This window comes from Acinetobacter sp. ANC_7682, from assembly GCF_056779795.1.
In genome coordinates this window covers 54286-66453 of record NZ_JBWYIQ010000011.1, presented here as the reverse complement: position 1 = coordinate 66453, position 12168 = coordinate 54286, and the positions used below count along the sequence as shown (strand labels likewise).

Here is a 12168-nt window from a genome sequence, read left to right as displayed (position 1 = left end):
CATTAGAAAATAATCAGCCATTTGAAAAACGCTTAATTTCATCCACTAAAGTCTAGGTCTGAACATTTCTTAGACCAAAAGCTAAGTTGTACTTTGAATACAGCACTCTACAATCATCCTATAAATTGTGGAAAAGTATACTTTCAACAATCATAAAAAATAGAATGGATTTAATGATGACTTATGAACACTCAAGACCCTAAAGTATTGTTTATGCATGGATTAGATTCTTCAAGAGAATCTACCAAGTTTCAGGCAATTCTTTCTAAAAATAAATATTGCATTAATGTTGATTATCGAAATTTAAAATACGCTGCTGTTGAACGTTTTTATATCGATATGATCGAGAAAATTAAACCAGACATTTTAGTAGGACATAGTCTAGGTGGTTACTGGGCATTAAAGATGTCAAATCGATTTCAACTTCCTGCTGTGATTGCAAATCCGAGCCTAATGCCATCTTTTGATCCTGATTATCCAGCGATTACAATTGAGGAGCTTCAATCCAAAACCTCATCTCAAATCGCTTATATCGAACTTGGTGATGAACTGATTGATATGCATAGTACCTCTGACTTATTAGAGCCATACATGTACGTTGAAAGTATTATTGGTGGCCGTCATCAACTGGAAAACCCTGATCGCCTGAATTACCTGATCGGATTAGTCAGCCACTCAAATCATCAATCACATTAAAAAAGCCTTGTGAATCACAAGGCTTTTCGACTTAAATTTGAGGTTTTGATTTATCGTCCAAAACAGACCAAATATTCATTCCTAAATCCGCGTGTAAGTCTGGCAAATCAAGGAAAATACTCGCCCCTAAAACAGTGTGCTGACATTTATCCATCAATTGCTTAACTGCTTTTAATGTACCACCTGTGGCCAATACATCATCAACAATAATCACTTTTTGAGCCTGTACATCCGCAGACATTTCTAAACGGTCCATGCCATACTCAAGGCTATAGCCCACACCAATTACTGGTGGTGGTAATTTTCCAGCTTTACGAACCAACAACAACCCCTTACCAGTACGTTGCGCCAACAAACTCGCCAAAACAAACCCACGTGCTTCAACCGCAACGAAACTCTCTACCACTGCCAATTGCTCCGCAGGAATACTTTCGATTAAGGCGTCAGTTAAAGGTGCAATGCTCTGCATGAACAAAGGAGTTAAATCAAAGAAACAAATTCCTGGTTTTGGAAAATCTTGGACCGTACGAATGTGTGACCACAATGATGTAGACAAAGAAGTAGACATAGGAGATAAAAATTAGACAAAAGAATGCGTGAATTTTAACGAATTATTGACAAAAAATATAGCAAACATGAGCTAAGAAAAAATACCAACCAATATAACTTATTGATTTTTAATAAACCATTTTTTAATTAAATAACAAGTATAAAACACAAACAGTATAAATTTTATATGAATAGCTGGTAAATCAATACGCGACAAAAGTCTGACAATTTTTTTTAAATCATAATACATATAATTTTGGCAAATATTTCAAAGATTTAATGCTCAGTCCTATCATGCATTAGCATAATTAGCATGCGTTTTGTCCTAATCTGCCATTCAGCTTCTCTTTTAGTCAGCTAAACTCCGTTATTTACTTTACTTTCCACCTCGAACTGCGTAAAAATTTGCTTGAATATGAACGATAAAAATTCATATCACTCGAGTCTAGGTGTGAGAAAGATTTTGGCTGACACCAATAAATGGAATTGTCAGTATTTTTTGGAGAATCAAATGAAAAAATATCAATGCATCGTTTGTGGATGGATTTATGACGAAGCAGAAGGCTGGCCACAAGATGGCATTGCTGCAGGCACTAAATGGGAAGATATTCCAGATGATTGGACTTGCCCAGATTGCGGCGTATCAAAAGCAGATTTTGAAATGATTGAAATCTAATACAGATTTCCTTTAAAGACCATTTTGATATGGTCTTTTTTCTTATTTACTAAAAAAATTATCAGTATTGGAGAGTACTATGCAACCGATCATCATTGTTGGCTCTGGCATGGCAGGTTACACATTAGCGCGAGAGTTTCGCAAACTAAATGCTGAACAAGCACTTGTTATGATTTGCTCAGATGATGCGGTGAACTATGCAAAACCAACTTTATCTAATGCACTTGTAGGTAAAAAAGCGCCAGAGCAAATTGCCTTAGGTGATGCTGAGAAAATGTCTGCGCAATTGAATATGCAAATTATTCATCATGCGACTGTAACTTCAATTTCTGCAGATCAACATCAATTGACCTACACAAAAGATGGACAAGCTGAAAACCTTATATACAGCAAATTAATATTAGCTGTAGGTGCTAACCCTATTCGTTTAGCCATTTCAGGTGATGGCGCTGATGATATTCATGTAGTTAACTCACTGATTGATTATCGTGAATTTCGCTCTAAGCTCGACCTTAAACAAGACAAGCGTGTTGTCATTTTAGGTGCAGGCCTCATTGGGTGTGAGTTTGCCAACGATTTACAGAACACTGGTCATCAAGCGACTGTGATTGATCTTGCCCCACAACCTTTGGGTCGCCTTCTACCAGAACACGTTGCACATGCTTTCCAGCAAAATCTTGAAGAAACAGGTATTCAGTTTGCATTAAGTACCACCGTAGATCGGGTAAGTAAAAACTCAGACGAAAGCTATACCGTAACGCTTGCAAATGGACAGAGCTTTACAGCTGACGTTGTTCTTTCTGCTGTTGGCCTGCAACCCAATACATCAGTTGCACAAGAAGCAGGAATCCATACCAGCCGTGGGATTGTGACTAACACTTTAATGGAAACCAATAAAACCGATATTTATGCATTAGGTGATTGTGCAGAAGTAAATGGTTTACTGCTTCCGTATGTCATGCCAATTATGCAACAAGCACGTGCTTTAGCTAAAACATTGTCTGGTGAAAATACACAAGTTCATTATCCAGCGATGCCAGTTGCAGTGAAAACTCCTGCTGCACCACTGACTGTATTACCTGTACCTCAAGGTGTAGAGGCAACTTGGGAAACTGAAGAACTCGATGACGGAATGATTGCTAAAGCACTTGACCAAGAATCAACGCTTCGTGGATTTGTGCTACTTGGACCAACAGCAGCGAAGCAACGTTTAACATTGACCAAACTGGTTCCAGATTTAATTCCAGCTGCCGTTTAATTATTCAAAGATTTAGGGTATTTTCAAATGAAAGTACCCTTTTAGTTTGGACACAATAAAAATGAATAACGCACTAGAATATCAAGTTTCACCTTATGCTCCATTCATGCAAGAAAGTAAAGTGAGTCTAGGCAATGGGATCGACCTTCATATTGAAGTTGGAGGCAAGGCTGAACATCCTACGATTATTCTCATCATGGGACTGGGTGCGCAGATGCTTTTTTGGCCAGATTTTTTTTGCAAATCTTTAATAGACCAAGGTTTCAGAGTCATTCGTTTCGATAACCGAGATATTGGCCTCTCAACAAAAATTAAGCACAAGGGACCTCGCCTCAATACATTTAAACTTATGGGTCGATTTGCTTTTGGTCTAGGAAATCAAGGCTCTCCTTACAATTTATATGATATGGCTGAAGATGTAGCGTTACTCATTGAACGATTAGGTCTTGAAAAAGCGCATATTATTGGTGCATCAATGGGGGGAATGATCGCTCAGATATTGGCAGCAAAATATCCAGAAAAAGTGGATAAACTAGGATTATTATTTACCAGTAATAATCAGCCATTTCTTCCGCCACCATTTCCAAAACAATTATTTAGTCTTATTGGTCGCCCTGCATCGAATGATGAAGATGGTATTGTAAATCATAGTATTAAAGTCATTCAGACGATTGGTTCACCTGGTTACGTCAATCAATTGGAAGTTATTCAAAACGCGCGTAAATTATATAAGCGTAGTTATCATCCAGCGGGTGTACTTCAACAGTTTTTAGCAATATTATGTACAGGCTCATTAGTTTCTATCGATAAGCAAATTCAAAAGCCAACACTGGTTGTACATGGCTCAAAGGATCGTCTACTCCCTTTTAGCCACGGCAAGGCAGTATCAAAAGCAATATCAGGCGCAAAGTTTGAATTAATCGAAGGAATGGGGCATGATATTCCTGCGCATTTCATCCCACAACTGAGTGGTTTGTTTGCAAAACATTTTAAATGATAAACACTAGGACACTATGGCTGCATTACCATCCCTAAGACAGCTGTCATATCTCGTGACTCTGTCTGAGACGTTGCATTTTACAGAAGCAGCACGTCGCTCATTCGTTACTCAGTCTACGCTTTCTGGCGGGATTATGGAGCTCGAGCGTTTATTGGGTGGCGTTCTCGTTGAACGTGATCGCCAAAATGTACGTTTAACCCCTCTCGGTGAGCAAGTGGTTGCACGAGCACGTGTCCTTCTTGCTGATGCTCAAGATCTCATGCGACTGAGCCGTGAGATGAGCGAACCACTTACTGGTGATCTTCATTTAGGAATTATTCCAACGATTGCACCATTTATTTTGTCGCAATTGTTAGAAGAAGTTCATAAAGAGCTGCCTAAAATTCAACTACATCTTCATGAAGCACAGAGTGAACATTTGGTTGAAAAGCTAGAACATGGCAATTTAGACATGATCATGTTAGCGCTCCCATTCGACACACGTGGCTTAAAAGTCGCTGAAGTTGCGAAAGAGAGTTTGTACTTAGTTGCAAACAAAGCTGACCACAAAACGGCGCAAGCTAAATCTCTAGAAGACCTTGATTTGACACACCTCATGTTGCTTGAAGAAGGTCATTGCTTAAGAGACCATACTTTAAGTGTATGCCCTATCGGTGAACGCAAGAATGATCATCGCCTTAAAGCGAGCTCATTACCAACCTTGGTTGAAATGGTGAGTTCTAATCTGGGCTTTACATTACTACCTCAGATTGCGGTAAATACACATATGCTGAAAAATAATGATCAATTGGTGATCCGCCCAATTGAGAATGCCCCTTCACGCATTCTGTCATTAGTGACGCGTAAAAGTACGCCATTGCAAAGCGAATTTGATGTCCTTTTACAAATTCTACAGCGCATTACTGCTGATATTTGCTAATAAGTCATCACAAAAAGGAGCCATTTGGCTCCTTTTTTTTATAAAAATCATTTAAGATTTAAAGAGTTCAAGCAATTTATGTTGCGCATTATGAGGAGTCTCACCTTCATCGCATTGCGCACGTGACCAAGTTCCATCACCATTTAACAACCAAGCTTGTTGATTATCTTTCATATAATTCAATAAACCATGTTGATAAATGTGCTTTCTCAAAGTTGGATCCTCAACAGGGAAACAAACTTCAACACGATTAAATAAATTACGATCCATCCAGTCTGCGCTTGAACAATACAGTCGTGGTTGCCCTGCATTTCCAAAATAATACACACGTGTGTGCTCTAAGAATCGTCCAACGATAGAGCGCACACGGATATTCTCAGAAAGCCCTGGCAAACCTGGTCTTAAACAACAAATTGAACGTATGATTAAATCAATCTGCACACCAGCTTGTGATGCTTCATAAAGTTTATTAATCAGTTGCACTTCAGTCAGCGCATTCACTTTCACAATAATCTGAGCTGGCTTACCCGCTTTGGCGTGAGCAATCTCTTCATCAATATAACTAATTAACTGTGTATGCAACGTAAATGGCGCATGAAGTAATTTCTTCAATTTTGCCATTTTGCCCATTCCAGTCAACTCTTGGAATATACGATGCACATCTTCACAAAGCTCTTTGTCCGTTGTCATCAATCCGTAATCGGTATAGATCCGGGCATTGGTTGCATGATAATTCCCTGTACCTAAGTGCACATAACGAACCAATTTATTATTTTCACGGCGCACAACGAGAATCATTTTTGCATGTGTTTTATAGCCTACGATGCCATAAACCACCACAGCACCAGCCTCTTGCAAAACATTTGCTACCGCAATATTTGACTCTTCATCGAATCGCGCTCGAAGTTCAATGACAGCTGTGACTTCTTTACCATTACGTGCAGCTTCAGCCAACACTTGAACAATCTCAGAATCAGGCCCACTTCGATATAATGTTTGCTTAATCGCTAAAACTTGTGGATCTCGTGCTGCCTCACGTAATAAATTAATAACTGGAGCAAATGATTCAAATGGATGATGTAAAAGAATGTCTTGTTTCTTCATTGCAGAAAAAACATTTTCAGACTTCTTTAATACTTTAGGAATGACCGGCGTATGTGAGTCATATCTCAAATGCGGACGTTTAAAATTAGACACTAAACGTGCCAAGTTCACAGGTCCATCAACTTTATATAATTGTTCTTCATGCAAGTCGAATTCGTTGAGAAGGTAATCATAAATATGTTTTGGGCAATTTTCTGTCACTTCTAAACGGACAGCACGTCCAAATCGACGAGAGTTTAACTCCCCTTTTAATGCTTTTGCCAAATCTTCGACATCTTCATTAAGGGCTAAATCCGCATTTCGCGTCACACGGAATTGATAGCAACCTGTCGCAGTCATTCCTGGGAATAAATCAGAGACATGCTCATGAATAATCGCTGACAGCATCACGTGGTGTTCTTTACCATCGGTTAACTCGTCAGGTAAACGAACCACACGTGGTAAAGAACGTGGCGCAGGGACAACAGCTAAATCAATCTGTCGTCCAAAAGCATCTTTACCTTCTAGAGTGACGATAAAGTTGAGTGATTTGTTGACTAGACGCGGGAATGGATGTGCTGGATCTAAACTAATTGGAGTAAGTACTGGCGCAACTTGTTCCTGAAAATATTTTTTAATCCATTGGGATTGAGCAGGTGTCAACTCTCCTCGACGTAAGAAGCAAATATCTTCTTCACGTAATTTTGGAAAAATTTCATCATTCAAAATACGATATTGACGCTCTATTGCAGCATGCGCAGTCTGTGAAATTTTCTCAAGAACTTGCTTTGGTGTTAAACCATCTGGACTACGGCTTTCATTACCGAGCTCCAATTGCTCCATGACACCCGCAACACGAATTTCAAAGAATTCGTCCATATTTCTTGAAAAAATCAATAAGAAATTCATTCGCTCAAGTAATGGATGCAATGGATCAACCGCTTGTTCTAAAACACGAAGATGAAAGTCTAAAATCGAAAGTTCACGATTGATATATCGTTCATTATAAGTATATTCAGTTGGAGTATTTGTCATCGCGGTATTCATACCACAAACCTGCATGCTAAAGATCTGTCTTAAGTATGCTTCAAATTTATGACAATTTCATAAAAAATGCACATGATCACTGTGCATTTTTGATCTCACGAGAGTTTTTTAAACAAGTCCATCTCACGGAATTCTTGAAGCATTCATGTAACGCAAAATAATTCGCTGTTTATTTTTGAGTTTACGATCTTGACGGTGGTGTTGATAATAACGCGGATTCGGCAAGATCGCTGCCAAAAATGCGGCTTGCTCACGTGTTAGACTGCTTGCAGATTTTCCAAAATAATGACGTGCTGCAGCTTCCACACCAAAGATATGATCTCCAAATTCAATGGAGTTCATGTATACCTCAAGAATGCGTTGTTTTGACCACATACGCTCCATCATGACTGTGGCGACAGCCTCTTGTCCTTTACGTAAAAAAGAACGCTTATTAAATAAAAATAGATTTTTGGATAATTGTTGGGAAATGGTAGATCCACCCGCAACCACTTGTTCTTTTTCTTTATTTCTTTCCAAAGCATGTTTTATGCCGTCAAAATCAAAACCATGATGTTGCATAAATTTAGCATCTTCAGCTGCAATAATCGCACGTTTCAGATGATCACTGATATTCTCATAATCACGCCATTGATGCTGAATAGGCTTCGAACTGTCGGTCCAATATGTCCAACGCATGAGCATCGTTGTATCAACAGCATTGGTTCTCCACCATGCAAGACTTGAAAAAATCCATAGTTGAATTACAAGGATGATACTGACAATGACCAATAAAGTTCGAACAATAAATGCTTTCATGTCAGTGTGTTGCTCCTTTTGTTAGCTTAGTGCATGCTTGACCTTAATCCATATCATTATCACAGAATACAATGACATGACTGAAATGCAACCACCCCAATTTCAAAGCCAATCACGTCTACCCTTAAGTCAGATTACGTTTTTACTCATTACACTGAATGTTGGACTTTTTATCTGGCAAATCTTTAGCGGTGTGGATGTATCAAACCCAGCAACAATAGATGCTTTACGCTGGGGTGCTGATTATGCACCGCTGACTTATTTAGAGGAACCCCTTCGGATCTTCAGCAGTACATTTTTTCATTTTGGTCTTATTCATTTAATGCTCAATATGTGGGCATTGTATATCTTTGGCAATGTCGCTGAGAAAACATTTGGGCATGTTTATTTTCTAGGCTTGTATCTATTAGCAGGCATTATGGGAAGCTTGGTCAGTGGGCTGATTGATATTCGGAATAGTTACGAGCTATTGGAGCATGTCAACCATGATTTATTTCCACGTGTATCCGCAGGTGCATCAGGTGCCGTTATGGGTTTAGGTGGTGCTTTAACGCTCTTATCTCTTTTTCCCCCTTTACCACAACAACAATTTCTCTTTGATCGTAAATCGCTGCTGATCATCTTGGCATTAAATATTGGTATGGGATTCATGATCCCTGGAATAAATAATGCAGCGCATATTGGTGGAATGTTGATGGGTGCAGTCATGTCTTTATGTTGGTACATCGGTCAACGATTTAGACTAGGCTTCACCACTACCATCGTGGTACTTCCTCTAGGCATCTTCTTATGTTGGCTCATGTATCAATATAACTTAGGCTTAGTGAGCGGAATACAATCCATTTGGGCTGAAATGTTGAAGCAAATGAAAATGCAATTGGCATACTAATTCCAATTGCATTTTTTAGACCTCATAAATTTTATGATTGATTAAGTTCGCGCAAGCTTTTTAAAGGAGGAATCTCAGTTAAGTAGCTTAAACGATAACGACCAATCAGCGCACATAAGATCATCATGCTCATGGGTAGAATCACCCAGATTTCCCAATGCGGTTGTATTGCGAGATCCATTTTATAACTGGCGATCGCACTGATGACCTCAGCAAAAAAACACGATACTAAGCCAGCCATAAAGCCGATAAATCCAATTTCTAAACTCAACATATTTTTCAAATTGGATTTTGAGCTGCCAAATGATCTTAAAATCGCGACTTCTCGCTTTCGCTCATCCATCAATAAATTAATGCAAGCAATCAACACCAAAAAACCTGAAACACTCACGAGAAGCGCAAGAATGGTAATAATTTGAACCAGTACGGATACTAAGTTCTTAATTTCCTCTAAAATTAAGGAAACATCGATAAATACAGTATTTGAGAACTGCTGAATTAGATTGACCAACTTGGATTTTTGATCTTGAGGTACAAAAAAACTTCCTAAATAACTTCCAGCATTTTCATCCATCGTATTCGGTGCAAAAATGAAGAAAAAATTTGGACTGAAGCTTTCCCACTCGACTGTTCTTAAATTTACAACTTTGGCTTGAAGTTCACCTTCTGGCAAGCTAAAGCTGAGTTGATCACCCACTTTTATCCCTAACTCTTCAGCAAGATTTGCTTCAACAGAAACATCTCCCACCTGCTGCAATTGCGGCTGTCCACTGACAATGACATTATCTTCTGGATAGCCTTGAGCTTGAGTCAAATTCAACTCTCGTCTGAGTGAGTTATTTTGCGCTCTTAATGATTCTGAAAATGGCTGACCATTATGTTTAATTAGGCGTCCGCGGATATTCGGATACAAGGGTGTACTTGGCCAACCTTCTTTTTCGATCTGAGCTTTAAATTGCTCAACTTCATATGGAGGAAGACCATAAATAAATTGATTTGGCGTACCTTCAGGTAACTGTTGCTGCCAACGATCTAATAGATCCGTCCTTAATACTACAAGAACTGTAATCAGGCTCAGACCTAATGCAAGTGCAGTAATTTGAAGTGCTGTTTGATTAGGTACACGTACATAGGCTGACCATCTATTTTTCAAAGATTTGATCATCTTTAATAGCAACCAAACTATGCTGAACATACTTGCACACAATGCGAGGATCGTACCGATAACGAGCAATGAGAGCTGTAAATTTTGAGTGAGCAAAATACAAAATAAAATAAGACTTACAGCTCCCGCTCCCAATAAGGTCAAGAGAGAACGCGTAGATTTAACATCCTCACGGATAACACGAATTGGAGGCGTATTTAAGAGCTGCATCAAACTTGGGACAATAAATCCAAACATCACAATGACACTGGTGAATATTGCAATCGGCAAAGGACCCAAAACCAAATCAAACAAGCTAAATTGGATGTCTAAATGCGGAATTAGTTGTAACATAAACTGCAATAAAATATAGCCTAGACCAATCCCTAATCCAGTACCGATGAACATCGCAATTGCGACGGCAATCATAAGCAATGCAATATAGTTCTTAAGAATTTGGAACTTTGCAGCCCCCATACATCTCATTAAAGCAACATGATCTTGATTTTGTTGAACGTACCGTTGACTGGTCAATGCAATTGCAATACCGCACAGTAAAATTGTAAGAATGTTTGCAAGCTGTAAAAAAGTATCTAGATTTTCAATTGGACGCATCAAGCGGGTATTCGCCTCATCCGCAGTTCTCAAGCGAATTGAGCTTTGGGTTTCCATTGCTTGCTGATCATCTGCATTTGGTTCAATCATTTTTTTAGGATAGAGCTGATCAAAATAAGCCGTAAACTCATTAAGTCTATTCGGCTCACCAGACATAAGCAGACGATATTCGATACGACTTCCAGGCTGAATCGCATTGGTTGCCGCAACATCAGATTGTGAAATGATCACTGTAGGTGAAAAGGCTGAAAATCCGAGTTCTTGGTTAGAATCCTTTTCAGTGACTCCTGTGACTGTAAAACTCGCATCTGCGATTTGAACCCTCTCCCCTATTTTGACATTTAATAAATCTAAAGCACGTTGACTCAGCCATACCTCTTCTGACCGAATAGCAGTTTGATCAGGTTGAATAATGAGTTCACCACGTAGCGGAAAATTGGACTCAATCGCTTTGACATTCACCATGACAAATTGTTCATCAGTATGTGCCATTGAACCAAAAACCGTCACTTGGGACTGTTGTAGATTGAGTTGGTTCGCCTTCTGTTTAAATTTTTCATTGAGCGGATATTGATCACTCAACACTAGATCTGCAGCTTGAAGCTTAGCAGCCTGCAATGAAACAGCTTGTTGAATCTGATCATTACTGAACTTTAAAGCGGTTGTCGCACTAATCGCGAGACTCAATGCAAAAATGAGCAAATAAATCCCTGTGCTAGCAAAACTTTGCTTCAACAAAGGTTTGAATAGCGCACTCATACACGCTCTCCAGAAGCTGAAGCGCCTTGCACTTTTTCTAATTGACCATCGATCAATTCATAATGCGTCTCACATTTTTGTGCTAGCTTTTGATCATGGGTGACTAAAACCAATGTAGTGCCCAGCTCCCGATTCAAATCAAATAAAAGCTGTTCAATCTCCTGGGCTGTCGTCCCATCTAAATTTCCCGTTGGTTCATCCGCAAATACAATTTTGGGCTCAGCAATTAAAGCGCGTGCAATTGCTACGCGTTGTTGTTCTCCCCCAGACAGTACTTTAGGTGTTTGAGTACTTTGACGATCTAAACCCACTTTGTTCAACCAATAAAGGGCTTGTTGTTCTGCTTTGGCATAATCAAAATTCTTTTGAATTCTCAGCGGTAACATGACATTTTCAAGCGCAGATAAAGAAGGTAAAAGCTGAAAGGATTGAAATACAAAACCAATATTTTCAAGTCTAATTTGAGCGCGTTGCTCTTCGCTTAATTGCTCAACTGCTATACCATTAATCGACAATGTTCCTGAACTTGGCTGATCTAATGTCGCCAGAATTCCCAAGAGTGTAGATTTTCCAGAACCCGATCTGCCTGTGATTGCGACTTGCTCGCCAGGATAAATTTGTAGATTTAGATTCTCAAAAATCGTCAACTTTTTTTGTTGGATCTGTATCGTTTGTGTCAATTGCTGTGCAGAAATTAACGCTTGTGGCATGATTGAAGAAGTTGAGTCATTACGA

11 protein-coding genes are annotated in these 12168 nt (G+C 39.1%); 6 read left to right on the top strand and 5 right to left on the bottom strand.

Annotated elements, in window-relative coordinates:
- Positions 1-183: 183 nt before the first annotated feature.
- Positions 184-696, top strand: a complete 513-nt coding sequence (locus AC1M9D_RS06295) for a YqiA/YcfP family alpha/beta fold hydrolase (protein ID WP_035266673.1) — start codon at positions 184-186, stop codon at positions 694-696.
- 31 nt (positions 697-727) lie between these two features.
- Here the strand turns inward: AC1M9D_RS06295 and AC1M9D_RS06290 are convergent, their stop codons facing one another.
- Positions 728-1264 (bottom strand): adenine phosphoribosyltransferase, encoded by a 537-nt coding sequence (locus AC1M9D_RS06290; RefSeq protein ID WP_481611745.1) that lies wholly within the window; start codon positions 1262-1264, stop codon positions 728-730.
- A gap of 492 nt (positions 1265-1756) precedes the next feature.
- On the opposite strand from AC1M9D_RS06290, the gene rubA reads away from it, so the two are divergent.
- The 4 genes from rubA (at position 1757) to oxyR (ending at position 5098) form a co-directional block, all read left to right on the top strand.
- Entirely contained in the window at positions 1757-1921 is a 165-nt protein-coding gene (gene rubA, locus AC1M9D_RS06285) for a rubredoxin RubA (RefSeq protein WP_000760495.1), read from the top strand.
- A gap of 79 nt (positions 1922-2000) precedes the next feature.
- Positions 2001-3179: an NAD(P)/FAD-dependent oxidoreductase gene (locus tag AC1M9D_RS06280; RefSeq protein ID WP_035266666.1), complete on the top strand. Its 1179-nt coding sequence runs from the start codon at positions 2001-2003 to the stop codon at positions 3177-3179.
- 61 nt (positions 3180-3240) lie between these two features.
- Complete coding sequence (locus tag AC1M9D_RS06275) at positions 3241-4176, top strand: alpha/beta fold hydrolase (protein ID WP_092766881.1); 936 nt, start codon at positions 3241-3243, stop codon at positions 4174-4176.
- Positions 4177-4192: 16 nt separating this feature from the next.
- A complete protein-coding gene (gene oxyR / locus AC1M9D_RS06270) occupies positions 4193-5098 on the top strand; it encodes a LysR family transcriptional regulator OxyR (protein WP_035266662.1) in 906 nt (301 codons plus the stop codon).
- A gap of 51 nt (positions 5099-5149) precedes the next feature.
- Here oxyR and ppk1 read toward each other — a convergent pair whose 3' ends face one another.
- Positions 5150-7228, bottom strand: a complete 2079-nt coding sequence (gene ppk1, locus AC1M9D_RS06265) for a polyphosphate kinase 1 (protein ID WP_035266707.1) — start codon at positions 7226-7228, stop codon at positions 5150-5152.
- A gap of 123 nt (positions 7229-7351) precedes the next feature.
- On the bottom strand, positions 7352-8026 hold the full coding sequence (mtgA, locus tag AC1M9D_RS06260) for a monofunctional biosynthetic peptidoglycan transglycosylase (RefSeq protein WP_035266660.1): 675 nt from the start codon (positions 8024-8026) through the stop codon (positions 7352-7354).
- A 76-nt stretch (positions 8027-8102) separates the two neighbouring features.
- On the opposite strand from mtgA, the gene AC1M9D_RS06255 reads away from it, so the two are divergent.
- A complete protein-coding gene (locus AC1M9D_RS06255) occupies positions 8103-8915 on the top strand; it encodes a rhomboid family intramembrane serine protease (protein ID WP_481611744.1) in 813 nt (270 codons plus the stop codon).
- A 31-nt stretch (positions 8916-8946) separates the two neighbouring features.
- Here the strand turns inward: AC1M9D_RS06255 and AC1M9D_RS06250 are convergent, their stop codons facing one another.
- Both AC1M9D_RS06250 and AC1M9D_RS06245 read right to left on the bottom strand, forming a co-directional pair.
- The gene (locus AC1M9D_RS06250) at positions 8947-11433 is read right to left on the bottom strand and encodes an ABC transporter permease (RefSeq protein WP_481611743.1); all 2487 of its coding nucleotides are present in this window, start codon (positions 11431-11433) and stop codon (positions 8947-8949) included.
- Positions 11430-12143 (bottom strand): ABC transporter ATP-binding protein, encoded by a 714-nt coding sequence (locus tag AC1M9D_RS06245; protein ID WP_373683294.1) that lies wholly within the window; start codon positions 12141-12143, stop codon positions 11430-11432. The genes AC1M9D_RS06250 and AC1M9D_RS06245 overlap by 4 nt, the downstream gene beginning before the upstream one ends.
- Positions 12144-12168: the final 25 nt, after the last annotated feature.